The following is a 24246-nucleotide window of genomic DNA, read 5'->3' on the forward strand; positions in this document are numbered from 1 at the left end:
GCGGGGACACCCACAAGGCGCCCAGTCCCGCTACACTCCTGGCGACAGGCCGGTCATCGGCACCGGTCCGCGACCAGGGAACCGCCATGCTCGAAACAGACAGCATTCAAGCGCGCAGGTCCAACGGGCAAAAAGCCCGGGAGCACGTCAAGCGCTCGTCCCACGCCGCCCTCGGCAATGTCGACCGGGACCCGATCCGGTTGCTGCGGATCAATAGCGCCGGACGGGTACAGGCCCTGATCCCGTTGCGCTACGGCCGCATGGCGGCCTCGCCCTTCGCCTTCTTTCGCGGCGCCGCCATCCTGCAGGCGCACGACCTGGCCGGCACCCCGCATACCGGCATCTCCATCCCTATCTGCGGCGACGCCCACCTGCTCAATTTCGGCGGCTTCGCCACGCCCGAGCGGCAGTTGCTGTTCGACCTGAACGATTTCGACGAAACCGCCACCGGCCCGTGGGAATGGGATATCAAGCGGCTGACCGCCAGCCTTGCGGTGGCGGCGGCGCACATGGGCTACGGCCGCGGCGACAGCGCCGACATCGTCATGGCGGCCGCCTGCGAATACCAGTTGCGCATGAACGAGTACGCGCAGAACAGCACGCTCGACGTGTGGTACGAGGGCATCACCTTCGAACGCATGCTGCAGGACGCGGAAACCGCCGAGGGCCGCCGGCTGATCAGCCGCGCCATGGAAAAGGCCGCCGGCCGCACCAACGAGAGCATGCTGCACAAGATGGCGTACATGGAAGGCGGCCACTGGCGCATCCGCGACGCGCCGCCGGCCATGTTCCACCCCAGCGGTCCGGTGACACTGCTGGGCAAGGCCGAGCACTGGCCGGACACGCCGACCTGGAAGAAGAAGATGGCCAAATGCTACGCCGGCTATCTCGATAGCCTGGCGCCGGACCGGCGCGAACTGCTCAAGCACTTCGCGGCGCAGGACGTGGTCTTCAAGGTGGTGGGCGTGGGCAGCGTGGGCACGGTCTGCCTGGTGATGCTGATGGTGGACAGTTGGGGCAATCCGCTGTTCCTGCAGGCCAAGGAAGCGCGTGAATCCGTCATCGCCCGCTATGCCCGCGACAGGGCGCCCGCGCATGACGGATATCGCGTGGTGACGGGCCAGCGGCTGCTGCAGGCGGCCAGCGACATCTTCCTGGGTTGGGCCACCGGGCCGCGCGGCAAGCACTACTATTTCCGCCAGTTGCGCGACATGAAAGTGTCAGCCGACGTCGAGAGCTTCAACCAGAAGATCCTGACCGGCTACGCCCGCATGTGCGGCCGCGCGCTGGCGCGGGCCCATGCCAAGGCCAGCGGGCACTCGGTGGAGCTGGCCGCGTACATGGGCCGCGCGGGCCCGTTCGCCGAGGCGCTGCTGGCGTACGCGCAGGGCTACGCGCGGCAGAACGAAAAGGACTACCGCCGCTTCCTCGAGGCCTGCCGCGCTGGCAAGCTGCCCATGCGCACGGACGAGGACATGGCGGCGGACTTCCGCGTCTGAGCGCGTCCGGCCCTCAAGCGCCGGCCACGCCCATGGCCGGATCGCTCACCGTGTGCGCGCCGGTCTCGACGCGGCCGGCGAAGCGGCGGTGGAACGCCGGATCGCTGGAACAGGTGACGGCAAAGTCATACCACTGGCCGCTGGCCGCCAGGTTCCAATTGCGCGTGGCCTTGCCCCCGCCCGCGACCTCCAGCGCCAACGGCGCGTCCTGCCGGTAGGCCTGCGGCGTCACGGTGAAGGTGCAGGCGTTGGCGCCGGTATTGAGGAACTCGGCGTAGACCTCGCCATTGGCAATGTCGTAGCAGACCCGGATCTCGGGCAGCGAACCGCTGGCGGCGATGCGGTGGATGTCGCCCTTGAAATGGCGGTGATAGCCGTTCGGGCCCAGCACCCACAGGTCGTACCTGCCCAGGTTGTCCAGCAACGCATTCCAGGTATCGGACAGGGTCTTGCCGGCCTCGACCGCGTAGCGGCGCGGCAGCCGGTCCAGGTGATAGCGGTCGTAGACGTGGAACACCGCGCCCTGCGTGCCCGTATTGGCGAACACCAGTTCCACCGTGCCGGCCGCGGCGCAGCGCGCGCTGGTGTGCAGTTCGTAGGGCAGCGCGCGCGAGGGGCGCGTGCCGCTGGCCTGCGGCGGCAATTGCATGTCGGTGGGCAGCGGCATCTGCGGCAGGGCTTCCTGCGCGCTGCGCAACTGGTCGGCGGCCGCGCGCGTGGCGCGCCCGGCCAGCGTCGGCAGCGCTTCGGCATTGGGCGTCTTGAAGTTGAAGGCGCTGGTCAGGTCGCCGCAGACCGCGCGGCGAAACGGGCTGATGTTGGGCTCGGCCACGCCGAAGCGCGCCTCCAGGAAACGCAACACCGAGGTGTGGTCGAACACCTGCGAGTTGACCCAGCCGCCGCGGCTCCAGGGCGAGATCACGAACATCGGCACGCGCGGGCCGGGGCCGTAGACGCGGCCGTCCTTGGTCGCCGGCTGGGTCGTGCTGCCGGCGGGCGAGGCGTGCGTGAAGTACTCGAACGCCATGTCGGCATCGGCCAGCGTGGTCTTGCCGGCGGGGGTGCCGCCGGCATCGCGCGACGGCGCGGACGGCGACGGCACATGGTCGAAGTAGCCATCGTTCTCGTCGAAATTCACCAGCAGCACCGTCTTGCTCCAGACCTCGGGCACGGCGGTCAGCGCATCTAGCACTTCCTGCAGGAACCAGGCGCCCTGCACGGGGCTGGACGGGCCCGGGTGTTCGCAATAGATGGACGGCGCGTTCATCCAGCTCACCTGCGGCAAGCGGCCTTCGCGGATGTCGCGCCTGAAGGCGTCCAGGTAGTTCTCGGGCGCGGCGCCCGGCAGCGTGTTGGCCACGCCCTTGTAGAGCGGATTGGCGGCGTTGTCGGTGGCCGGATCGTAGGCCTTGTACGGCAGCGCCTGGCCGGTGTTGGCATAGGGCACGCCGGGCTCGCCGCCGCTGGACACCGGATAGCCGGAATTCACGTTGGCCTGGCGGAACGCGCGGAACGCGCCCAACATGTTGTCGCCCCATTCATCGGGCATGTTCTGGTACGAGATCCAACTGACGCCCGCCTGTTCCAAGCGCTCGGCGTAGGTGGTCCAGGTGTAGCCCTTGTTGACGTTGGCCGGCAGGCCGTCGATCCAGTCCCACTCGTTGTTGACGAAGGCGGTGTTGGTGGGCACGGCGCCGTTGGTGCCGGTCAGGTGGAACGAACGGTTGGCGTCGGTGCCGGTGTGCATCGAACAATGGTAGGCGTCGCACAGGGTGAAGGCGTTGGCGAGCGCGAACTGGAACGGGATCTCGCTTTCCTTGAAGTAGCCCATGGAGATATCGTTCTTGTGCGTGGGCCATTGCGCCATGCGGCCGCCGTCCCAGGCCTTCTGGCTGTCGTCCCAACTGTGCGGCGTGCCGGCCGCGCGCTGCGCGTTGTGGCTGCTGCCGTCGATATGGAACGGCGTCAGCACGGCGCCGTTGGCGCGCTGCTGCTGCCAGACCTTGCGGCCGTTGGCCAGCGGGATGGTGAAGCGATCGCCGAAACCGCGCACGCCCTTGAGCGTGCCAAAGTAGTGATCGAACGAGCGGTTCTCCTGCATCAGGATGATCACATGCTCGACATCCTTGATGGTGCCGGTGGCGTTGTTGGCGGGAATGGCGAGGGCGCGGCGGATGCTGGGGGGAAATGCGGCGAGCGCGGCGGCGGCAAAGCCCGCGCCGGCGGTCTGGAGAAAGTTGCGGCGGGAGGTCATCGGGTGGATTTGGAAAGAGGAGCACCAACCTTGCCGCGAAGCATCGGCAAGACCCCAGCGAGTCTAGGAATGCGAAGTGACAGCGCCGTGAAAGCGGACGCGTCGAAGCGGGCCGCGGCGCGTGCGCGCGGCCTCAGTGTGTGTCCAGATGCGTCAGCGCGAGGTCAGCGCGCCGCGCGGCTGAAGCGCTGTTCGACCACCACGCCGCCCCATTGCGTGCCCTCGGCTTCCTGGGTCAGCACGAAGCCGGCCGACTCATACAGGTGGCGCGCGGCGTCCAGGCCCTTGAAGGTCCACAGATACGTTTCGTCAATGTCGAGCGCGTCGACGAAGGCCATGGCGCGCGCCAGCAGGGCCCGCCCCACGCCCATGCCGCGCAGCGACTCATCGACAATGAACCAGCGCAGATGCGCCGTGCGCGCCGCGAGGTCACTGTCGATGGCGATGGAGGCCAGCGTGCGGTTGCCGTCGGTGTAGCGCCACAGGTTCTTGCCCGGCGCGGGCAGGCTCTCCGCGAAGGCCGCCAGCCCCGTCGCCACCAGGCGCTCGAACACCACGCCAAAGCCGGCGGCCTGGGCGTAGTAGCGCGCGTGCAGGCCGGCCACGTCGCCGATACAGCCGGGCGCGTAGCCTTCCTGGATCTGCGACTCGATCGCGTCGCTGGCCTGCGCGGCGCGGGTGTTGGGGTTTTCGCGCGACAAGGCGTCGGCGTACAACGACAGGTAGCGCACCAGGATCTCCTGGTCGGGCGGCGCCAGTTGCCGCAAGGCGCGCGACACCTGCTCGGTGGCGAACTGATCGATGCGGCTGCGTAGGTCCTGGCCGGCTGGCGTCAGCGACAGGCGCGAGGCGCGCGCGTCGCCGCTGTCGGTCTCTCTCGCCACCAGGCCGGCCGCCTCCAGCTTGGCGACCTGGCGGCTGGTGTTGGACTTGTCCAGCCGCAGCACCAGCGCCAGGTCGCGCGCCTGGATGCCCGGCTGCAGGCCGATCTCGATGATGGCGTGCACCGCCGACGGCGCCAGCTCGCTGCCGGCCAGCGATGGCCGCATGAAGCCCAGTTCTCGCACCAGCTTGCGCGAGAATTCCCGCAGGTCGCGGATGGTCTGTTCCCGGGAGCGGGTGGGAAAATCGATAAGATCCATGATGACGCGTCCTGAAGTTGCGGGTCGCAACCAATTTACTTGCGAATCGCAACCAAAACAAGCCCTGCCCCATGAAAATTCAATTGCTGTCCGATCTGCACCTGGAGTCCGACCCCACTTTCGTCGCACACCCGACGGCGGGCGCGGACCTGCTGGTGCTGGCGGGCGACATCGGCTCGTATCAACCGCGCTCCAGACTGACGGCGGACGATTTCGGCCTGGGCCGCTATTCGCCTCGCCACGGCTGGCCGACGCCGGTGGTCTATGTGCCGGGCAACCATGAATACGACAACCTCGATTTCGATGAAACCCACGACCGGCTGCGCACGCTGTGCGAGGCGTTGGGGATCCATTGGCTCGAGCGCGAGACCCTGGTGCTCGACGGCGTGCGGCTGGTGGGCACCACGCTGTGGACCGACTTCGACGCGCTGGCCGCGCCGGGCGACACGCTGACGCAGGCGCTGGCCAAGCGGGGCAAGGCCTTCCGCGCCGCCGATTTCTATCTGGAGAAAGCGCGGATGCGGCGCCACGGCGCCCCCTTCATGGCCGAGCAGATGCGCGAACAGGGCCTGGCCTGTCAGGCCTGGCTGGAGGCGGCGCTGCGCGCGCCGTTCGACGGCCCGACGGTGGCCATCACCCATTTCGCGCCAAGCCTGGCCAGCGCCGATCCGCGCTACGGCGTGACGCCGGGCACCGCCGGATTCTGCAACGCGCTCGATCACCTGCTGCCGCTGGCCGACATGTGGCTGCACGGCCACCTGCACTGCCCGCTGGACTACGAGAAGGAAGGCTGCCGCGTGGTCGCCAATCCGCTGGGCTACGCCCGCAAGGGCGAGCAGGAGGGCTACCTGCCCGACGCGTTGTGGGAAGTGCCGGACAGGCGCGGCGCGTAGGCCGGGATCGCGGCGGCGTTCAGCCAGCCGCGGTATCGAGTTCGGCCAGCACCTGCCGGGCGACCTCGTCGAGCGAGCGCCGGCAGTCCATGGCAACGCGCTGCAATTGATCGTGCGCGGCCTGTTCGCTCAGGCCATGGCGGCTGACCAGCAGCCACTTGGCGCGCTCGACCCGCCGCCGCTCCTCCAGCGCGCGGCGGGCCAGCGCCAGCGCGTCGTCCGACTGCCGCAGGCGTTGCGCCTGATCGCGCATCAGGTCGAGGATGGAGCGCTCCATGGCCTCGCCCACGCCGTCCTGCGGCGGCACGTCGAGAATGCGGCCTTGCAACTGGAACAGCATCGCCGGCGTGTCGTCACTGGCGTGATCGGCGAAACGGCTGAGGAGCAGCCGATGGTTGTCCAGTTCGGCGCGGGTCTCGACGATGCGGCGATGACATTGCAGGGTGAGTGCCTCGGCCAGCAGGCTTTCGACCGCGCGCATCGCGTCGATGCGTTCGGTGCACAGGCCGAACCACAGCTCGGCCAGGCCAGCGTCGACGCGTTCGGATTCGGAAGTCCGCAGCGCCATGTCGCGCATGCGCAGCACCGGGCCTGCGCCCTGTTCCACCCGTTCCCAGACGGCCAGCGCATCCGCGCCGGCGTATTGCGCGAAGCTGTCGAAGCAGCGCTTCTGCAGGTCCGCCAGCTCCAGCACGCGGGCCTTCTGCGCCTCGGTGAAGTAGCCGGTGGTGTAGCCCATGACGCCGTAGGCCCGTTCCTGGCCGCACAGTTCCTTGCCCTGCATGAAATTCAGCAACGCCACCAGCAGGCGCGTGACGCCCGCATCCAGCGACGAATCGGCAGCTTCGAACACCAGCGCGAACAGGCTGGCGATGAGCCGCGTGAATACCGCCCCGGCCTCTTGCGCCGCGACCCGGCGGTCGCGGATGGCGCGGCGCGTGCGCGGCAGTTCGTCGAGGCGGTACAGCGCGTACGCGATGCAGTTGAGCAGCCGCGCCTTGCCGGCGCTGCGGGTGGCATCCGGCTCCAGCCGGTCGAGGAAGCGGCGCACTTCCTCCTCCACCGCGCAGGCGTCGGAACTCAGGCCGGCCAGGGTCTGGCGCAGCGCGTCCTGGCCGCCGCACAGGTACAGGTTGGAAGAGCCGCGCTCCTTCTGCAGCACGTGCACCAGCTTGCTGACCAGGGTGGCCAGCTCGCAGGTGCTGGCCAGCGCCTCGAGCCCGTGCAACTCGCTGCGGCGGGCGGCCAGGAGAAAGCGCAGGGTCGAAGGCATGGCGTGCTGCGGCATGGCGGTCGCCCTCAAGCCATGGCGGGCGGTTGGACTTCCACCGCATCGCCATTGAAACGCACGGGCCAGGCCCGCAGCGATTGATCGGAATACTCGACACAGGCGCCGTCGCGCAGACGGAAGTGCTGCTTGTAGAGCGGCGAGGCCACCACCAGTTCGCCGGCCAGGTGGCCGACGATGCCGCGGCCGATGACGTTGGCGCCGGATTTCGGGTCGCGGTTGTCGAGGGCGTAGAGCGTTTCGCCGGCAACGGCGGGCAGATAGAACAGGGCCACCTGGCGGCCCTCCACCAGCGCCACCACGCCGGAATCGGCTACCAGGTCGCGGCGGGTGCAGGCGGGTCGCCAAGACGCGGCGTCGGGCGTGGCGTCACGTGCGGTCTCCGGGCGCAGGGCAATCACGGCATTCGAGCGCATCAGGCAAGCTCCTCGGCGATGGGAATCACGCGCGCGGCCGGCGCGGGGCGCGGCTGGCCGCGCTCCTGCACGAAGCGGATGTCAGGGTCCGCCGCGGCGCTGTTGACGAAGGTGCGGAAACGCTTGAGCTTTTCCGGGTCGGACAGGGCATTGGCCCATTCGCATTCATAGCGGTCCACCACCAACTGCATCTGCGCCTCCAGTTCGGCGCCCAGCCCCAGGCTGTCGTCGATGACCACGGCCTTCAGATAATCCAGGCCGCCTTCCAGCGACTCGCGCCAGACCGAGGTGCGCTGCAGCTTGTCGGCGGTGCGGATGTAGAACATCAGCAGGCGGTCGATGTAGCGGATCAGGGTGGCGTCATCCAGGTCCTGGGCGAACAGTTCGGCGTGGCGCGGCCGCATGCCGCCGTTGCCGCACACGTACAGGTTCCAGCCGTTCTCGGTGGCGATGACGCCGATGTCCTTGCTTTGCGCCTCGGCGCATTCGCGGGTGCAGCCCGAGACCGCGAACTTGAGCTTGTGCGGCGCGCGCAGGCCCTTGTAGCGGTCTTCGATGCGCAGCGCCATGGCGACGCTGTCCTGCACGCCGTAGCGGCACCAGGTGCTGCCGACGCAGGACTTCACGGTGCGGGTGGACTTGCCGTAGGCGTGGCCGGTCTCGAAGCCGGCGGCGATCAGTTCGGCCCAGATGTCGGGCAGCTCGTGCAATTGTGCGCCGAACAGGTCGATGCGCTGGCCGCCGGTGATCTTGGTGTAGAGCTTGTATTTCTTGGCCACCGCGCCGATCGCGATCAGGCCGTCGGGCGTGACCTCGCCGCCCGGGATGCGCGGCACCACCGAATAGGTGCCGTTCTTCTGCATGTTGGCCATGAAGGTGTCGTTGGTGTCCTGCAGCGGCACCAGATGAGGATCCTGGATCGGGCGATTCCAGCACGAGGCCAGGATCGACGCCACGGTGGGCTTGCACAGGTCGCAGCCGACATGGCCGCGGCCGTGGCGCGCCAGCAGTTCCTCGAACGATTCGATGCCCTGCACCCGCACGATGGCGTAGAGCTCCTGGCGGGTGTAGGCGAAGTGCTCGCACAGGCTCTTGTCCACCGCGACGCCGCGGCTCGCCAGTTCGTGTTCCACCACCTGCTTGAGCAGGGCCGCGCAGCCGCCGCAGCCGGTGGCGGCCTTGGTGCAGGCCTTGACGCCGGCGACGTCGGCGCAGCCGCCGTCCAGCGCGTCACAGATGGCGGCCTTGCTGACGTTGTGGCACGAACAGATGGTGGCGGTGGCCGGCAGCGCCGCCGCGCCCAGCATGGGCGCGGCCTGCCCGGCGGGCAGGATCAGGCTGGCCGGATCGGCCGGCGGCGCGATGCCGTTCTGCGCGTATTGCAGCAGGGTGTCGTAGTAGCTGTTGTCGCCCACCAGCACCGCGCCCAATACGCGCTTGCCGTCGGCCGACACCACCAGGCGGCGGTATGAGGCGCCGGCCTCGTCGATGTAGCGATAGCTGCGCGCGCCGGGCGTGGCGCCGTGGGCATCGCCGATCGAGCCGACGTCCACGCCCAGCAGCTTGAGCTTGGTCGACATGTCGGCGCCGGCGAACGGCGCGCTGTCGTCGCCGCAGAGCTCGGCGGCGGCCACGCGCGCCATCTGGTAGCCCGGCGCCACCAGGCCGAAGATGGCGCCGTCGAACGCGGCGCATTCGCCGATGGCGTAGATCGACGCATCGCTGCTGCGGCAATGGCCGTCGACGGCAATGCCGCCGCGTTCGGCCACGGTCAGTCCCGCCTGGCGCGCCAGGCCGTCGCGCGGCCGGATGCCGGCCGAGAACACGATCAGGTCGGTTTCCAGCGGCGCGCCCTCGGCAAAACGCATGCGGTAGCGGTATTGCGTGCCTTCCTTGATTTCCTGCGTGGCGCGCGACAGGTGCACGCCCACGCCCAGCGCCTCGATGCGCGCCTTGAGCGCGGCGCCGCCGGCCTCGTCCAGTTGCACCGGCATCAGGCGCGGCGCGAACTCGACCACGTGCGCCTCCAGCCCGAGCGACTTGAGCGCGTTGGCGGCCTCCAGGCCCAGCAGGCCGCCGCCCACCACCACCCCGCGCCGGGCGCCATCGGCCGCCGCGCGGATCTGGTCCAGGTCATCGAGCGTGCGGTACACCAGGCGCGACGCTCCTTCGGCGCCGGCGATCGGCGGCACGAAGGGATAGGAGCCGGTGGCCAGCACCAGCTTGTCATAGCCGTGGCTGCCCTCGGCCGTCACCACCTGCCGCGCGTGGCGGTCGATGCGCAGCACCGGCGTGCCCAGCCGCAGCGACAGGCCCGGCCGTTCATAGAACGCGGCGTCGCTCATGGCCATCGATTCGGCATCGCGCCCGCCGATGTATTCGGACAGGTGCACGCGATCGTAGGCGCGGCGGGTCTCTTCGCCGAACACCAGGATGCGGTAGCGCGCCAGCGCGCCACGCTCGATCAGTTGCTCGACGCAGTGATGGCCGACCATGCCGTTGCCGATGACGATCAGGGTCTGCATGGGGATCGTGGAGGTCGCTGTGCTCATAGGAGGCTATCCAGGCTGGGCCGTTCGGGTTTCAAAAGACAAACGGCGCCCGGGACTGGTGGGTCCGGGCGCCGTTGCCTGCAATGCTCGCGTTGTCTGGCCGGACACGGGCCCGGTATGGCAAACAAAGCAATAAGCGTGCCATCGCGCTGGCGCCCGCGCGGCGGCGCGCCGGCGCGTCCACCGCGCACCCAAACGGTTCGAAGGCGCACCAATGCGGTGCGGCCGCGCACCACCGCGCGCGCCGCCTGTCGGCGCGGGGCGAGGTCCGACGGCGGCGGCCGACTGGCATGGAACTTGCATCGCCAGGACATCGACCCGGCCACGCCGGGAACCAGGGCAATGGCGCCCTGCCCGCCCGGCTACTGGCCGCGCAGGCAGGGCGCCTTCTTTTTTGGAGCCGAGCATGAACGGCAACGCGCGCACCGTGGACACCGTCTGCCCCTACTGTGGCGTGGGCTGCGGCATGACCCTGCATGTGGAGCGCGAGCAGGTGGTGAAGATCACCGGCAACCGCGAGCATCCCAGCAACTTCGGCCGCCTCTGCACCAAGGGCTCCTCGGCCCACATCGCCCTGCGCCAATCCGGCCGGCTGGAGCACGCCTATGCGCGCGACCGGCGCGGCCAGGACCTGGCGCCAAGGCCGATGGCGCAGGCCCTGCGCGAGACCGCCCGCCGGCTGCGCGCCGTCATCGATGCGCACGGGCCGGACGCGGTGTCGCTGTACGTGTCCGGACAGATGTCGATCGAGGCCCAGTACCTGGCCAACAAGCTGGCCAAAGGCTTCATCGGCACCAACAACATCGAGTCGAATTCGCGGCTGTGCATGGCCAGCGCCGGCAGCGGCTACAAGTTGTCGCTGGGCGCCGACGGCCCGCCCGGCTCGTACCAGGACATCGACCGCGCCGACCTGTTCCTGGTGATCGGCGCCAACATGGCCGACTGCCATCCGATCCTGTACCTGCGCATGATGGATAGGGTCAGGGCCGGCGCCCGTTTGATCGTGGTCGATCCGCGCCGCACCATCACCGCCGAGAAGGCGCACCTGCACCTGAAGATCAAGCCGGGCACCGACCTGGCGCTGCTCAACGGCCTGCTGCATCTGCTGCATGAGGCCGGCAAGACCGACGCCGCCTTCATCGCCGCGCACACCGACGGCTGGGAGGCGATGCCGGACTTCCTGCGCGACTACGCGCCCGAGCGCGTCGAGGCGCTGACCGGCATCGCCGCCGCGCAACTGCGGCAGGCCGCCGACTGGATCGGCGCGGCGCCGGAATGGATGAGCTGCTGGACCATGGGGTTGAACCAGAGCACCCATGGCACCTGGAACACCAACGCGCTGTGCAATCTGCACCTGGCCACCGGCCGCATCTGCCGGCCGGGCAGCGGGCCGTTCTCGCTGACCGGCCAGCCCAATGCCATGGGCGGGCGCGAGATGGGCTACATGGGCCCCGGCCTGCCGGGCCAGCGCAGTGTGCTGTCGGCCGCCGACCGCGCCTTTGTCGAGACGCGCTGGGGCGTGCCGGCCGGCACGCTGCATGCGCGGCTGGGGCAAGGCACCATCGACCTGTTCCAGCGCATGGCGGCGGGCGAGATCAAGGCCTGCTGGATCATCTGCACCAATCCGGTGGCCAGCGTCGCCAACCGCGCCAACGTGCTGGCCGGGCTGCGCGCCGCGGAACTGGTGATCGCGCAGGACGCCTACCTGGACACCGAGACCAATCGCCATGCCGACATCCTCCTGCCCGGCGCGCTGTGGGCCGAGGCCGACGGCGTGATGATCAATTCCGAGCGCACCCTGACGCTGATGCCGCGCGCCGTGCCGCCGCCCGGCGACGCGCTGCCCGACTGGCGCATCATCGCCGCCGTGGCCGGCGAGATGGGCTACGGCCACGCGTTCCAGTACGCCAGCGCGGCCGAGGTGTTCGACGAGATCGCCGGCTTTTCCAACCCCGCCACCGGCTACGACCTGCGCGGCGCCAGCCATGCGCGATTGCGCGAGACGCCGCTGCAATGGCCCTGTGCGCGCGCCGACGGTCCGGACCGCAATCCGATCCGCTATCTCAACGACGGCGTCAGCCAGCCGTGGCGCGAAGAGGAGGACGGCGCGCGGCCGCGCCTGACGTTCGCCACCGCCAATGGCCGCGCGCAATTCCACGCGCGGCCGCATGTCGATCCGGCCGAGCTGCCCGACGCCGACTATCCCATGGTGCTCAACACCGGACGCCTGCAGCACCAATGGCATACGCTGACCAAGACCGGCAAGGTGCCGATGCTGAACAAGCTCAATCCCGCGCCGTTCGTGGAGATCCATCCCGATGACGCGACTGCGCTCGGCATCGCCGCCGGCGACAGCGTCGAGATCCGTTCGCGGCGCGGGCGCGCGGTGCTGCCCGCCGTCGTCACCGACCGTGTCCGGCCCGGCAACTGTTTCGCCCCCATGCACTGGAACGACGTGTATGGCGAGGCGCTGTGCATCAACGCGGTCACCAGCGACGCCATCGATCCATTGTCGCAGCAGCCTGAACTGAAGTTCTGCGCGGTGGCGCTGTGCCGCGTGTCAGCGCCTGCCGACAGGACGACGGCCGCCGAACCACCCGCCGTGTCGGCAGGCCAAGCCGCGCCGGCCGAGGCCATGGCCGCGCCGCTGGGGCTGACCGCCGACACCGGCGAAGCCGCCGTCCGCATCATCGGCCCGCGCCCGCGCGTGACGCTGCTGTGGGCCTCGCAGACCGGCAATGCCGAATCGCTGGTGGAACGCAGCGCCGTCGCGCTGGCCGCCGCCGGTTTCGCGCTGCGCACCGCCTGCATGGCGGACTGCGCGGTCGACACCCTCGCGCGCGCCCAGTACCTGTTGCTGATCACCAGCACCTTCGGCGACGGCGAGGCGCCGGACAACGGCCAGGACCTGTGGCGCGCGCTGTCCGCCGCCGACGCGCCGCAACTGGCGTCGCTGCGCCACGCGGTGCTGGCCCTGGGCGACAGCAACTACGAGGCCTTTTGCGGCCACGGTCGCCGGCTCGACCGGCGGCTGGCGCAATTGGGCGCGCGGCCCTTGCTGGCGCGGGTCGATTGCGACACCGACTTTGAGGCGCCGGCCCAGGCCTGGCTGGAAAGCGCCATCGCCGCCATCCACGCCGCCGAGGCCGAACGACACGGCCATCCAGCGGGCGGCCTGATGCCGGATGACATCGCCGCGGCCCTCATGGCGGGGGCCTCGCCGGCCCAGGCGGCGCGACTCGCGCCCGCCATCGCGCCGACCATTGCGCCGCCGACGCCCGCCGACTCGCCGCCCGGCATGCGTCGCGCGCCGCCCTCCCGCAAGAGCCCGGCGCGCGCGCGCCTGGTGGGCAACCAGCGCCTGAACGCCCACGGCGACAAGGACACCCGCGCGCTGGCGCTGGACACCTCGGGCTCGGGGCTGGCCTACCAGGCCGGCGACGCGCTGGGCGTGTGGCCGGTGAACTGTCCCGAGCTGGTGGAGGAGCTCCTGGCGCAGACGGGCCTGTCGGGCGACGCCGTGGCCAGCGTGCCGGGCGTCGGCGACATGCCGCTGGCCCAAGCGCTGTCCGCGCATTACGAAATCGCGCGCCCCGCGCCCGCCACGCTGGCGCTGATCGCGGAACACAGCCGCGACCCGGGGCTGCGGCAATTGCTGGCCGAGGAGCGCCGGGCCGACCTGCGCCAATGGCTATGGGGCAAGCAACTGGCCGACGTGCTGCACGCGTACCCAGTCAGGCTGCCGGCGCAGGCGTGGCTGGGCGCGCTCAAGCGCCTGCAACCGCGGCTGTACTCCATCGCGTCCAGCCCCAAGGCGCACCCCGGCGAGGTCCACCTGACGGTGTCCGCCGTGCGCTATGACAACGGCCGGCGCCAGCGCAAGGGCGTCTCGTCGACCTTCCTGGCCGACCGCGCGGGCGCCGCCGACGTGCCGGTCTTCGTGCAGGAGGCCAGCCACTTCCGGCCGCCACGGCAGGGCGACACGCCGATGATCATGGTCGGCCCCGGCACCGGCGTGGCGCCGTTCCGCGCCTTCCTGCAGGAACGGCGGGCGCGCGGCGATGGCGGCCGCAACTGGTTGTTTTTCGGCGAGCGGCACGCGGCCAGCGATTTCTACTATCGCGACGAATTGCAGGCGCTGCGCGATGACGGCCTGCTGACACGGCTGGACCTGGCGTTCTCGCGCGACCAGGCGGCCAAGGTCTACGTGCAGGACCGCATGCGCGAGCACGGCGCGCAGCTCTGGGCGTGGCTGCAGGAGGGCGCGCATTTCTATGTCTGCGGCGATGCCGAACGCATGGCCAAGGACGTGGACGCCATGCTCCGGCAGGTGGTGGCGGAACATGGCGGCCTGGACGCCGACGCGGCGGCAGCCTATGTGGCGCGGATGACGGCCGACAAGCGCTACCTGCGCGACGTGTATTGAGAAACAGGGGCCGGGCCGTCGGGTTGGGCGGCCCGGGCCGCGCCTGCGCGCAGGCGCGGCGGGCGGGGATCAGGGCGCCGGGTTGGGATGGCGCACGTGGATCTGGTCGATGGCCTGCAGCAGCTCGGACGACAGTTCGACGTCGACGCTGTCGATGTTCTCCTTCAATTGCTGCAGGTTGGTCGCGCCGATCAGGTTGCTGGTGACGAACGGGCGCTGGTTGACCCAGGCCAGCGCCAGGTGCGTCGGCGAGATGCCGTGCTGGCGCGCCAGTTCGACGTACGCGCGGGTGGCGGCCTCGGCCTGCGGATTGCTGTAGCGCGTGAAGCGCGTGTACAGCGTCAGGCGCGCATTGGCGGGACGGGCGCCGTCCAGGTACTTGCCGCAAAGCATGCCCATGGCCAGCGGCGAATAGGCCAGCAGGCCCACGCCTTCGTGGTGGCTGAATTCGGACAGGCCGATCTCGTAGACGCGGTTGAGCAGGCTGTAGGCGTTCTGGATCGAGGCGATGCGCGGCAGGCCGAGATTGTCGGAGGCCTTCAGGAACTGCGACACGCCCCACGGCGTTTCGTTGGAGACGCCCACGTGGCGCACCTTGCCGGCGCGAACGAAGTCCTGCAGCACCGACAGGGTTTCCTCGATCGGCACGGTGTGGTCGTCCTTGACCCACGGATACGACAACTGGCCGAAGGTGGCGGTGGTGCGGTCGGGCCAGTGCAACTGGTACAGGTCCAGGTAGTCCGTCTGCAGGCGCTTGAGGCTGGCGTCCAGCGCCTCGGTCAGGTTCTTGCGGTCCAGGAAGGTCTTGCCGTCGCGAATGTGGCCGGGACGCTTGGGATCGCGCACCGGGCCGGCCACCTTGCTGGCCAGCACGATGTCCTGGCGGCGCTTGCTGCGCGCCAGCCAGGTGCCGATGTAGGTTTCGGTCAGGCCCTGGGTTTCGGGCTTGGGCGGCACCGGGTACATTTCAGCCACATCGACCAGGTTGACGCCGCGCTCGAGCGCGTAGTCCAGTTGCTGGTGGGCCTCGGCTTCGGTGTTCTGCTCGCCCCAGGTCATGGTGCCCAGGCCGATGAGGCTGACGTCCAGGTCGGTACGGCCGAGTTTGCGGTATTTCAAGTTCTGCTCCGTGCGGAATCTCTGAAGGGAACGATTACCTTACCGCAACTCGGTTGGCGTTTTGCTGACGAAGCGGCGCCGTTGGCCCACCCTGTGGACGCCGCCCCCCGCCGCCGCCCGCGTCAGGCGATGGCCTGGCGCACCCAGGCGATCACGTCGCCATGAACCGGCGCCCAGCCCAGCTCGCGGCGCGCCTTGCCCGCCCGCACCCGGCTGTTGGAACCGAGCGCGTAGGCGCCCAGGTCCTTGCCCCAGTAGGCCACCGCCTGCGCCGGATCCCAGGCCTGGGCCGGCCCCAATCCCAGCGTCTGGCCGATGGCGCCAACCAGGTCGACGAAGGCCGCCTCGCCGTTCTCGACGAAATAGAAACTGCCGGCCGGCGCCTTGTCCAGAGCCAGCCGGTACAGCGCCGCCACGTCGGCGACGTGCACGTTGGACCAGCGGTTCAGGCCGCGGCCGACGTGGCGCGCGACGCCGCTTTCGCGGGCCTGCGCCACCAGCGGCGGAATCTGCACGCTTTCGGCGCGCGGCCCCTCGGTCGAACCGTAGATCAGGCTGTGGCACAGCACCACGCTGCGCACGCCGGGCGCGCTGGCGTGGATCAGGTCGTTGATGGCGATGCGCGCCACCTTACCCGGCACCGGCGCCACCGGCGTGGTCTCGTCGAACACCGCGTCGGACGGCTCGCCCAGCGCGTCGTCGGCGACCAGGCTGCTGCCACTGGTGTGGATGAACACCTTGCCGCTGCCGGCCAGCGCGCCCAGCAAGGCCTCGACGGCGCCACGGTGGTCGCTGTCAGCCGCGTTGATGACGGCGTCGGCGGCGCGCGCCTCGGCCGCCAGCAGCGCCGCGTCGTCCAGCGTGCCAATGACCGGCTCGATACCGAAGCCCCGCAGTTCGGAGGCGCGGTCGGGATTGCGAATCAGGCCGCGAACCGTGTGGCCCGCCTTGACCATCGCGGTGGCGACGGCGCCGCCTATGAATCCGCTGGCGCCCGTGATGAACAGTTTCATGAGGTGGCTCCTTATGAGATCAGGTTGGCGCGGGTGGCGCCGATGGCGCGCTTCAGTCCCAGGCCGCAGCCAGGCCTTCCGGGCTGACTTCGCGGCCGTTGCGTTCCAGCGCGGCGATCTGCGCCATGTCGGCGTCGGTCAGGCGCAGGTCGCGGGCCAGCAGGTTGCTCGCCAGGTTCTCGCGCCTGGTGGACGACGGGATCACGGCGAAGCCGCGCTGCAGCGCCCAGGCCAACGCCACCTGCGCCGGCGTGGCGTTGTGGCGCTGCGCGATCTGGCCGATCACCGGGTCCTTGAGCACCTTGCCGTAGGCCAGCGTCATGTACGACGTGACGTGGATGCCCTGCTGATTCAGGAAGTCCACCAGCTTGCGGTTCTGCAGATACGGGCTGAGCTCGATCTGGTTGGTGGCGATCGCTTCCTTGCCGACGGCGGCGATGGCTTCGCGCGTCTCGGCGATGGGGAAGTTGGAGATGCCGATCTGGCGCGTCAGGCCCTGTTCGCGGGCGTCCATCAGGCCGGCCATCATCTCGGCGATGGCGACGCCGTTGCCCGGCGCGGGCCAGTGGATCAGAGTCAGGTCGACGTAGTCGGTGCGCAGCTTGGCCAGGCTGTCCTTCAGGCTGGGCACCAGCTTGGCGCGACCATAGTTCGGCACCCAGATCTTGGTGGTCAGGAACAGGTCGGCGCGGGCGATGCCGCTGGCCTCGATGGCCTGGCCGACCTCGGCTTCGTTTTCATAGATCTGGGCGGTGTCGACGGCGCGGTAGCCGACGTCCAGCGCGTTGCGCACGGAATCGATGACGACCTGGCCCTGCAGGCGGAAGGTGCCGACGCCAAAAGACGGAATGCTCATGTAAAACTCCCGGTAGGTGTTGGAATGCACCCAGTGTGCCCGCGCGATCCTTGCGGAATAAGCCCTGTATCGGCGAAAGACTTTTGATATAACGTCAAATATGAAAACGACCCTCGACGAAATGCAGGTCTTTATCGCCATCGTGGACTGCGGTTCGATCACCGCCGCCGCCGATGCGCTGCAGCAGACCATTTCCGCCACCAGCCGCACCATGACGCGACTGGAGGAAAAGCTGCAGACCACGCTGATGCGCCGCACCACCCGGCGGCTGGAACTGACCGAGGAAGGCAGCGCCTACCTGGAGCAGGCCCGCAAGATCATCGCCGCGGTCGAAGAGACCGAGGAACAGATGCGCGCGCGCCGCAACCAGCCGGCCGGGCGGCTGCGGGTCGACGCCGCCTCGCCCTTCATGCTGCACGTCATCGTTCCGCTGGTGCCGGGCTACCGCAAGCGCTATCCCAAGGTCGAGCTGGAACTGAACAGCAACGAGGGCAACATCGACCTGCTGGAACGCCGCACCGACCTGGCGCTGCGCATCGGCAGCCTGAAGGATTCGTCGCTGCACGCGGTGCCTATCGGCCGCAGCCGCGTGCGGGTGCTGGCCAGTCCCGGCTACCTGGCGGCGCACGGCACGCCCAAGCGGGTAGCCGATCTGCGCGAGCACACCCTGCTCGGCTTCTCGCAACTGGAATCGCTGAACGAATGGCCGCTGGAGGACGCCGACGGCCAACCGCTGCACATCCAGCCGTCGATCCGCTCGTTCAGCGGCGAAACGCTGCGGCAACTGGCGCTGAACGACGCCGGCATCGTCTGCCTTTCCGACTTCATGACGCGCGCCGACCGCCAGTCCGGCGCGCTGCGCCAGCTTTTCCCGCGCCAGACGCTGGACGTGCGCCAGCCGGTCAACGCGGTCTATTACCGCAACACCGCGATCTCCTCGCGCATCAAGTCCTTCATCGACTACCTGGTCGAATCGCTGGGGCCTCGCGGCTTCGACGAGTGAGCGCGGCGCGCGCGGCTCCGGCGACGCCAGGCTGCAGCGGGTCCGGCATAATGGCCGCCTGAACCGCAACATCACGCAATACCCATGAAAAGCAGCTCCAAGGGCGGACTCGTCTATTCCACCGACGGCGGCCGCATGTGCCCCCAATGCCGGCGCCCGCTCGCCGACTGCCAATGCCAGGCGGCGTCCCGCCCGGTGCCGGCACCGGGCGGCGCGCGCGTGTCGCGCGAAACCAAGGGCCGCGGCGGCAAGGCCGTGACCGTCGTCAAGGGCCTGCCGCTGGACGACGACGCGCTGGCGGCGCTGGGCAAGCAGTTGCGTACCGCCTGCGGCTCCGGCGGCACCGTCAAGGACGGCGTCATCGAGGTGCAGGGCGATCACTGCGACCGCATCCTGGCCGCGCTCGAAAAACTCGGCCATCGCGCCAAGCGCGCCGGAGGTTGACCACCATGATCCTGGACCCCGCCATCGTCGACAGCTGGCACGCCCACGTCTACTTCAACGCCGACAGCCGCGACGCGGCCTGGGCGCTGCGCGAACAGGCGCTGGACGCATTCGGCGACAGCATCCAGATGGGCCGCTTCCACGAGCGCCCGGTCGGCCCGCATCCACAATGGAGCTACCAGCTCGCCTTCGCGCCGGCCGCGCTGCCGCGCGTGCTCACCTGGCTGGCGCTGAACCATGGCCTGCTGGACGTGTTCCTGCATCCGAACACCGGCGAATCGCTGCGCGATCACCGCGACTGCGCGCTGTGGATCGGCCACAGCCACACGCTGAACCTGGCGGCGCTCGGCGGTTGATCCCCGCGCCAGCCTTGCGCGGCGCGCCGGCCGCGCCCTCTTCCGATAGACGACACCCGACATGAACCTGCATTACCGCCCAGCCCATCCCGACGACGCCGCTGCCTGCATCGACCTGCGCGGCCGCACCCGCGAGAACGCCTTCTCGGCCGAGGACCTGCGCGCCCTGGGCATCACCGTCGAAAGCTGGCGTGATGGCATCCGCGACGGCGCGCTGCCGGGCGTGGTGGCGCTGGCCGACGGCGTGATGGCGGGTTATTGCTTCGGCGATCGCGACAGCGGCGAGATCCTGGTGCTGGCCCTGCTGCCGGCCTACGAGGGCCGCGGCATCGGCCGCGAACTGCTCGGGCAGGTCATGCGAACGCTGCGGGCGCTGGGCCATGAACGGTTGTTCCTGAGCTGCGCGGCCGATCCGGGCGTGCGCTCGCATGGCTTCTACCGGCGGCTGGGCTGGGCGCCCACGGGCGAGATCGACGCGGCCGGCGACGAAGTGCTCGCCTACCGGTTCGCCTAGCGTCCGCCCCCGCGCATGCCGCCGACCGGCGCGCCTTCGCCCCCGGCCTGGCCTACGCGAAACGCGCCATCAGGAAATCGATGAACGCCCGCGTGCGCGCCGACAGGTCGCGCTTGCTGGGGTAGTACACGAACAGGTCGGCCGAAGGCAGGATGAACTCGGGCAGCACCACGCGCAAGCGCCCGCTTTCCAGGTACTTGGCCAGGTCCCACTCCGAGCGCACCAGGATGCCATGGCCGTCCAGCGCCCAGTTCAGCACGATGTCGCCATCGTTGCTGGACAGCGCGCCGTGCACCTTCACGGTCTCGGCGCGGCCGTCGCGCGTGAAGCGCCAGACGCCGTAGGCGTCCTCGTTCTGCCGGTGGATGATGCACTGGTGGTCGGCCAGGTCGCGCAGGCTGGCGGGCGTGCCGTGGCGCGCCAGGTAGCGCGGCGCCGCGCACAGGAAGCGCCGGTTCGACAGGACGCGGCGCGCCACCAGGCGTTGGTCGGGCAAGGCGCCGAAGCGGATGCCCAGGTCCACGCCGCTTTCCACCAGGTCGATCGGCCGGTCGGTCACGTCCAGCTGCACCTCGACCTGCGGATGATGCAGGGCGAACTCCGACACGATGGGCGCGATCGCCGTGCGGCCGAAGCCGAGCGTCGCATTGATGCGCAACAGGCCCTTGGGCACCGAGCCGCTGGACGACACCACCTCTTCCATTTCGCGCACGTCGGCCAGGATGCGCGTGGCGTAGTGCAGGTAGGTTTCGCCTTCGGGCGTCAGGCTGATGCTGCGGGTGGTGCGGTTCACCAGCCGCACGCCCAGCCGCGCCTCCAGTTGCGCCAGGCGCTTGGTGGCCGCCGGCGGCGTCAGGTCGAGCTGGCGCGCCACCGTCGACAGGTTGCGGTGGCGCGCCAGCAGCACGAAGAACTCCAGGGAAGATGCCAGATCGTGGTTCACGGCGGGGAACGCCTCATCGGGACGAGGCCGGCGACGGGCAACGAGCGCCGGAATCTTTAACTTTCAGTTAATAAAGTAGTGCCTGATAGCGAATCATAATGCGCCTTCAAGCCAATAATCTACGGTTTTTCCCATCCGCCGCACGGCCAGGAGACACCATGAAAATCGTCGAAATCCGCGAGAAGACCGTCCCGATCAGTTCCCCGATCCGCAACGCCTACATCGACTTCAGCAAGATGACGCTGAGCCTGGTGGCGGTGGTGACCGACGTGGTGCGCGACGGCCGGCGCGTGATCGGCTACGGCTTCAATTCCAACGGCCGCTATGGCCAGGGCACGCTGATGCGCGAACGCTTCATCCCGCGCGTGCTGGAGGCCGCCCCCGCCAGCCTGCTCGACGACAGCGGCGACAACCTCGATCCGCACCGCATCTGGAACGCGATGTACGTCAACGAGAAGCCCGGCGGCCATGGCGAACGCTCGGTCGCCATCGGCACCATCGACATGGCGGTGTGGGACGCGGTCGCCAAGATCGCCGGCAAGCCGCTGTTCCAGCTGTTGGCCGAGCGCTACGGCAACGGCCGCCCCGACCGCCGCGTGTTCGTCTATGCGGCGGGCGGCTACTACTACCCGGGCCAGGACCTGGGCAAGCTCAAGGACGAGATGCGCGGCTACGTCGACCGCGGCTATACCGTGGTCAAGAAGAAGATCGGCGGCGCCTCGCTGGACGAAGACCTGCGCCGCATCGACGCCATCCTGGGCGTGCTGGGCGACGGCAGGAAACTGGCGGTCGACGCCAACGGCCGCTTCGACCTGGACACCGCGATCCGCTACGCCAAGGCGCTGTCGCAGTACGACCTGTTCTGGTACGAGGAAGCCGGCGACCCGCTCGACTTCGAACTGCAGGCCACGCTGCGCAACTACTACGACAAGCCGATGGCCACCGGCGAGAACCTGTTTTCGATGCAGGACGCGCGCAACCTGATCCGCTACGGCGGCATGCGGCCGGACCGCGACTGGCTGCAATTCGACTGCGCCCTGAGCTATGGCCTGGTGGAATACCTGCGCACGCTGGACATGCTGCGCCAGCACGGCTGGTCGGCCAGCCGCTGCATTCCGCACGGCGGCCACCAGATGTCGCTGAACATCGCCGCCGGCCTGGGGCTGGGCGGCAATGAATCCTATCCGGACCTGTTCCAGCCCTACGGCGGCTTCCCCGACGGCGTGCGGGTCGACAACGGCCACGTCACCCTGCCCGAATTGCCCGGCATCGGCTTCGAGGGCAAGGCGGACCTGATCGCCGAGATGCGCAAGCTGGCGGAGTAAGGGGCCGGTAGCGAGCGGGACGCCACGCGCCCCGGCGCGGTTCAAGCGACGGCGGCGTCGCCCTCGGCCAGCGGCGCCCGCAGATAGCGCCCCGGCGTCGTGCCGAAGGCGCGCTTGAACATGGCGATGAAATTGCCGGGCGTGGCGTAGCCCAGCGCGTCGGCCACCTGCGCCACCGGCTGGCCCGCGCTCAGGCGTTCCAGCGCGTGGATCAGCCGCAGTTGCTGGCGCCACTGCGCGAAGCCTAATCCCGTTTCCTCGCGGAAAAGGCGCTGCGCGGTGCGCGTCGCCAGCCCGGCCCGCGCGGCCAGTGCTTCCAGCGGCCGGTTGTCGGCCGGGTCGTCCGCCAGGACTTGCGCAAGCCGAGCCAGCCGGCGGTCGCGCGGCCATGGCAGGTGCAGGCGCTCGCGCGGCGCCGCCTCGATCTCGTCCAGCAACACCGCCGCGAAGCGCGCGCGCGCCGGGTCCAGCGCCAGCTTGTCCGGCCAATCGGCCGCGCGCAGCACCATGGCGCGCAACACCCCGTCCACCCCCAGCACGCACGGCGCCGCCGGCAACGCCGCGGCGGCCTGCGGATGCACCAGTGCCACCCAGCCGCTGGCCGCCCCGGCCACGCTGACCCGATGCCGCAGCCCCGGCGGGATCCAGCCCGCGCGCTGCGGCGGCAGCAGCCACGAGCCGGCCTCGGTGCGCACCCGCATCGCGCCGCTGTCCACCCCGAACAACTGCCCGCGGGCATGGGCATGCCAATCGTATTCGCGCGAGCCCAGGCGGAATTCGCTGCCGGGCGCGTCGGCGCCATGGAACACGCACACGGCCGGGCCGTCGAGCAATTCGCTGTAGTCGGGTGCGGGGGCAGCGGTCTGGCGGGTTCGCATCATTTGTTGGCGCGCCGGCATTACCGGCGCGGGCGCGCTTGCGCGCAAGCTGTGGGGGTGCCGGCAACGCCGGCTTGCTTCGAGGACATTATGCAGAATCTCCACGTTTCCATCATCGGCGCCGGCCTGGGCGGCCTGTGCCTGGCGCAGGGGCTGGCGCGCGCCGGCATCGACTTCGACGTCTACGAGCGCGACGCGCGCACCGACAGCCGGGTGCAGGGCTACCGCCTGCGCATCGACGCCACGGGCCAGGCGGCGCTGGCGCACTGCCTGCCGCCGGACCTGTACGCCCTGTTCCAGCAAAGCTGCTCGACCCACGACCGCCCCGGCGCCATGCTCGACGCGCAACTGCGGCCGCTGCCACAACGCGCCTCGGCCACGTGGCGCCTGGACGACGCCGACACCCCGCCCGACCGCTCGGCGCACCGGCAGACGCTGCGCGAAATCCTGCTGGCCGGCCTGGACGGGCGCGTGCATTTCGGCCACGGCTGCGCGGGCATGGATGACAGCGGCCCGCGCCTGGAAGGCATCCGCGCGCGGCCCGGCACGCTGGTGGTGGCCGCCGACGGCGTGCACTCGGCGCTGCGGCGCCAGCACCTGCCGCAAGCGGCGCCCGAGGACAGCGGCACGGTGACGATCTTCGGCATGGCGCCGGCCGGCTGCCTCACGCCCGATGGCCTGCCGCCGGCCCTGCGCGACGGCGCCGGCGTGGTGTTCGGCGCCGGCTACGCGCTGGTGCTGGACGCCATGAAACTGGCGGCGCTGCCGTCCCTGGCGCAACGCCTCGCGCCAGCTTGCACGCTGACGGCGGTGCCCGGCTACCAGTACTGGGCCATCATCGGCGAGCGCCGCGCGGTGCTGGGCGCGGACGACGCCGCGATCAGCGCGAGCCAGCGGGACGACACCGCGACGGGCGCGCGCTGGCAGCAAGCCGCGCAGCGCCTGCTGGCGCCGGTGCATCCCGCGCTGGCCGCCATGGTGGCCGCCGGCGATCCGCGCGGCATCGCGCTCAAGACCGTCTACCAGGCGCCGCCCCTGCCGCGATGGACGCAAGCCGGGCTGACGTTCCTGGGCGACGCGGTGCATGCGATGAGCCCGGCGGGCGGCCTGGGCGCCAACACCGCCCTGGCCGATGCGCAATCGCTGGCGACGCGGCTGGCGCAGGTGTGCAAAGGCCTGCCGCTGGGGCAGGCCTTGCAAGACTATGAAGCGGATCTGCGCGCTCGCGGCGACCGGGCCGTCCAGCGATCGGCCGAGGCCGCCGCCCGCGTCACCGGCAGGGGCTAGGGCCTGCTCGCGCGAGAAGCAACGCCGCGCAGGCCCGC

19 protein-coding genes are annotated in these 24246 nt (G+C 69.9%); 9 read left to right on the plus strand and 10 right to left on the minus strand.

Annotated elements, in window-relative coordinates; genetic code table 11:
* The first annotated feature begins 86 nt into the window (after nt 1-86).
* Nucleotides 87-1499 (plus strand): DUF2252 domain-containing protein, encoded by a 1413-nt coding sequence (locus tag ACUDCK_RS23575; RefSeq protein WP_054500846.1) that lies wholly within the window; start codon nt 87-89, stop codon nt 1497-1499.
* 13 nt (nt 1500-1512) lie between these two features.
* Here ACUDCK_RS23575 and ACUDCK_RS23580 read toward each other — a convergent pair whose 3' ends face one another.
* Both ACUDCK_RS23580 and ACUDCK_RS23585 read right to left on the minus strand, forming a co-directional pair.
* Nucleotides 1513-3753: a phosphocholine-specific phospholipase C gene (locus tag ACUDCK_RS23580; RefSeq protein ID WP_175167155.1), complete on the minus strand. Its 2241-nt coding sequence runs from the start codon at nt 3751-3753 to the stop codon at nt 1513-1515.
* Between the two features lie 164 nt (nt 3754-3917).
* Nucleotides 3918-4895, minus strand: a complete 978-nt coding sequence (locus tag ACUDCK_RS23585; RefSeq protein WP_054500844.1) for a GNAT family N-acetyltransferase — start codon at nt 4893-4895, stop codon at nt 3918-3920.
* A gap of 71 nt (nt 4896-4966) precedes the next feature.
* On the opposite strand from ACUDCK_RS23585, the gene ACUDCK_RS23590 reads away from it, so the two are divergent.
* The gene (locus ACUDCK_RS23590; protein WP_064528727.1) at nt 4967-5788 is read left to right on the plus strand and encodes a metallophosphoesterase; all 822 of its coding nucleotides are present in this window, start codon (nt 4967-4969) and stop codon (nt 5786-5788) included.
* 19 nt (nt 5789-5807) lie between these two features.
* Here ACUDCK_RS23590 and ACUDCK_RS23595 read toward each other — a convergent pair whose 3' ends face one another.
* Genes ACUDCK_RS23595 through nirB form a run of 3 tightly spaced genes read right to left on the minus strand, consistent with a single transcriptional unit; the run spans nt 5808 to nt 10044 of the window.
* A complete protein-coding gene (locus ACUDCK_RS23595; protein WP_240317435.1) occupies nt 5808-7061 on the minus strand; it encodes a nitrate regulatory protein in 1254 nt (417 codons plus the stop codon).
* A gap of 26 nt (nt 7062-7087) precedes the next feature.
* Nucleotides 7088-7492, minus strand: coding sequence for a nitrite reductase small subunit NirD (nirD, locus tag ACUDCK_RS23600; RefSeq protein ID WP_175167154.1), 405 nt, complete (start codon nt 7490-7492; stop codon nt 7088-7090).
* Nucleotides 7492-10044: a nitrite reductase large subunit NirB gene (gene nirB, locus ACUDCK_RS23605; RefSeq protein ID WP_175167153.1), complete on the minus strand. Its 2553-nt coding sequence runs from the start codon at nt 10042-10044 to the stop codon at nt 7492-7494. The genes nirD and nirB overlap by 1 nt, the downstream gene beginning before the upstream one ends.
* A 406-nt stretch (nt 10045-10450) precedes the next feature.
* Here nirB and ACUDCK_RS23610 point away from each other — a divergent pair, with 406 nt between their 5' ends.
* A complete protein-coding gene (locus tag ACUDCK_RS23610) occupies nt 10451-14470 on the plus strand; it encodes a bifunctional nitrate reductase/sulfite reductase flavoprotein subunit alpha (RefSeq protein ID WP_175167152.1) in 4020 nt (1339 codons plus the stop codon).
* A 69-nt stretch (nt 14471-14539) separates the two neighbouring features.
* Here the strand turns inward: ACUDCK_RS23610 and ACUDCK_RS23615 are convergent, their stop codons facing one another.
* The 3 genes from ACUDCK_RS23615 to dkgB form a co-directional block, all read right to left on the minus strand.
* A complete protein-coding gene (locus ACUDCK_RS23615; protein WP_054415256.1) occupies nt 14540-15589 on the minus strand; it encodes an NADP(H)-dependent aldo-keto reductase in 1050 nt (349 codons plus the stop codon).
* 122 nt (nt 15590-15711) lie between these two features.
* The gene (locus tag ACUDCK_RS23620) at nt 15712-16602 is read right to left on the minus strand and encodes an NAD-dependent epimerase/dehydratase family protein (RefSeq protein ID WP_175167151.1); all 891 of its coding nucleotides are present in this window, start codon (nt 16600-16602) and stop codon (nt 15712-15714) included.
* Nucleotides 16603-16654: 52 nt separating this feature from the next.
* The gene (gene dkgB, locus ACUDCK_RS23625; protein WP_175167150.1) at nt 16655-17458 is read right to left on the minus strand and encodes a 2,5-didehydrogluconate reductase DkgB; all 804 of its coding nucleotides are present in this window, start codon (nt 17456-17458) and stop codon (nt 16655-16657) included.
* 100 nt (nt 17459-17558) lie between these two features.
* Between dkgB and ACUDCK_RS23630 the strand changes: the two genes are divergently transcribed.
* The 4 genes from ACUDCK_RS23630 to ACUDCK_RS23645 all read left to right on the plus strand — a co-directional run bounded on the left by ACUDCK_RS23630 (nt 17559) and on the right by ACUDCK_RS23645 (nt 19775).
* Complete coding sequence (locus ACUDCK_RS23630) at nt 17559-18461, plus strand: LysR family transcriptional regulator (RefSeq protein WP_054415251.1); 903 nt, start codon at nt 17559-17561, stop codon at nt 18459-18461.
* A gap of 84 nt (nt 18462-18545) precedes the next feature.
* Nucleotides 18546-18905: a translation initiation factor Sui1 gene (locus ACUDCK_RS23635; protein ID WP_006387337.1), complete on the plus strand. Its 360-nt coding sequence runs from the start codon at nt 18546-18548 to the stop codon at nt 18903-18905.
* 5 nt (nt 18906-18910) lie between these two features.
* Nucleotides 18911-19261, plus strand: coding sequence for a DOPA 4,5-dioxygenase family protein (locus ACUDCK_RS23640; protein WP_006387335.1), 351 nt, complete (start codon nt 18911-18913; stop codon nt 19259-19261).
* Between the two features lie 61 nt (nt 19262-19322).
* Nucleotides 19323-19775 carry a GNAT family N-acetyltransferase gene (locus ACUDCK_RS23645; protein ID WP_024070313.1) on the plus strand — a complete coding sequence of 151 codons (453 nt, stop codon included), beginning with the start codon at nt 19323-19325 and terminating at the stop codon, nt 19773-19775.
* A 52-nt stretch (nt 19776-19827) separates the two neighbouring features.
* Here ACUDCK_RS23645 and ACUDCK_RS23650 read toward each other — a convergent pair whose 3' ends face one another.
* Nucleotides 19828-20718, minus strand: coding sequence for a LysR family transcriptional regulator (locus ACUDCK_RS23650; protein ID WP_006387332.1), 891 nt, complete (start codon nt 20716-20718; stop codon nt 19828-19830).
* 158 nt (nt 20719-20876) lie between these two features.
* Between ACUDCK_RS23650 and ACUDCK_RS23655 the strand changes: the two genes are divergently transcribed.
* Nucleotides 20877-22043 carry a mandelate racemase/muconate lactonizing enzyme family protein gene (locus ACUDCK_RS23655; RefSeq protein WP_175167149.1) on the plus strand — a complete coding sequence of 389 codons (1167 nt, stop codon included), beginning with the start codon at nt 20877-20879 and terminating at the stop codon, nt 22041-22043.
* A 41-nt stretch (nt 22044-22084) separates the two neighbouring features.
* Here ACUDCK_RS23655 and ACUDCK_RS23660 read toward each other — a convergent pair whose 3' ends face one another.
* Nucleotides 22085-22921, minus strand: coding sequence for an AraC family transcriptional regulator (locus ACUDCK_RS23660; RefSeq protein ID WP_175167187.1), 837 nt, complete (start codon nt 22919-22921; stop codon nt 22085-22087).
* Between the two features lie 90 nt (nt 22922-23011).
* Here ACUDCK_RS23660 and ACUDCK_RS23665 point away from each other — a divergent pair, with 90 nt between their 5' ends.
* Entirely contained in the window at nt 23012-24208 is a 1197-nt protein-coding gene (locus ACUDCK_RS23665; RefSeq protein WP_175167186.1) for an FAD-dependent oxidoreductase, read from the plus strand.
* Nucleotides 24209-24246: the final 38 nt, after the last annotated feature.

The sequence above is a fragment of the Achromobacter sp. CF-sbj1-Ac2-l genome, from assembly GCF_052698165.1.

What these genes read in the sequence shown, in the direction of transcription:
- ACUDCK_RS23575 (WP_054500846.1), top strand. Translation starts at nt 87, where the DNA reads ATGCTCGAAACAGACAGCATTCAAGCGCGCAGGTCCAACGGGCAAAAA.
- ACUDCK_RS23580 (WP_175167155.1), bottom strand. Translation starts at nt 3,753, where the DNA reads ATGACCTCCCGCCGCAACTTTCTCCAGACCGCCGGCGCGGGCTTTGCC.
- ACUDCK_RS23585 (WP_054500844.1), bottom strand. Translation starts at nt 4,895, where the DNA reads ATGGATCTTATCGATTTTCCCACCCGCTCCCGGGAACAGACCATCCGC.
- ACUDCK_RS23590 (WP_064528727.1), top strand. Translation starts at nt 4,967, where the DNA reads ATGAAAATTCAATTGCTGTCCGATCTGCACCTGGAGTCCGACCCCACT.
- ACUDCK_RS23595 (WP_240317435.1), bottom strand. Translation starts at nt 7,061, where the DNA reads ATGCCTTCGACCCTGCGCTTTCTCCTGGCCGCCCGCCGCAGCGAGTTG.
- nirD (WP_175167154.1), bottom strand. Translation starts at nt 7,492, where the DNA reads ATGCGCTCGAATGCCGTGATTGCCCTGCGCCCGGAGACCGCACGTGAC.
- nirB (WP_175167153.1), bottom strand. Translation starts at nt 10,044, where the DNA reads ATGAGCACAGCGACCTCCACGATCCCCATGCAGACCCTGATCGTCATC.
- ACUDCK_RS23610 (WP_175167152.1), top strand. Translation starts at nt 10,451, where the DNA reads ATGAACGGCAACGCGCGCACCGTGGACACCGTCTGCCCCTACTGTGGC.
- ACUDCK_RS23620 (WP_175167151.1), bottom strand. Translation starts at nt 16,602, where the DNA reads ATGAAACTGTTCATCACGGGCGCCAGCGGATTCATAGGCGGCGCCGTC.
- dkgB (WP_175167150.1), bottom strand. Translation starts at nt 17,458, where the DNA reads ATGAGCATTCCGTCTTTTGGCGTCGGCACCTTCCGCCTGCAGGGCCAG.
- ACUDCK_RS23630 (WP_054415251.1), top strand. Translation starts at nt 17,559, where the DNA reads ATGAAAACGACCCTCGACGAAATGCAGGTCTTTATCGCCATCGTGGAC.
- ACUDCK_RS23635 (WP_006387337.1), top strand. Translation starts at nt 18,546, where the DNA reads ATGAAAAGCAGCTCCAAGGGCGGACTCGTCTATTCCACCGACGGCGGC.
- ACUDCK_RS23640 (WP_006387335.1), top strand. Translation starts at nt 18,911, where the DNA reads ATGATCCTGGACCCCGCCATCGTCGACAGCTGGCACGCCCACGTCTAC.
- ACUDCK_RS23645 (WP_024070313.1), top strand. Translation starts at nt 19,323, where the DNA reads ATGAACCTGCATTACCGCCCAGCCCATCCCGACGACGCCGCTGCCTGC.
- ACUDCK_RS23655 (WP_175167149.1), top strand. Translation starts at nt 20,877, where the DNA reads ATGAAAATCGTCGAAATCCGCGAGAAGACCGTCCCGATCAGTTCCCCG.
- ACUDCK_RS23660 (WP_175167187.1), bottom strand. Translation starts at nt 22,921, where the DNA reads ATGCGAACCCGCCAGACCGCTGCCCCCGCACCCGACTACAGCGAATTG.
- ACUDCK_RS23665 (WP_175167186.1), top strand. Translation starts at nt 23,012, where the DNA reads ATGCAGAATCTCCACGTTTCCATCATCGGCGCCGGCCTGGGCGGCCTG.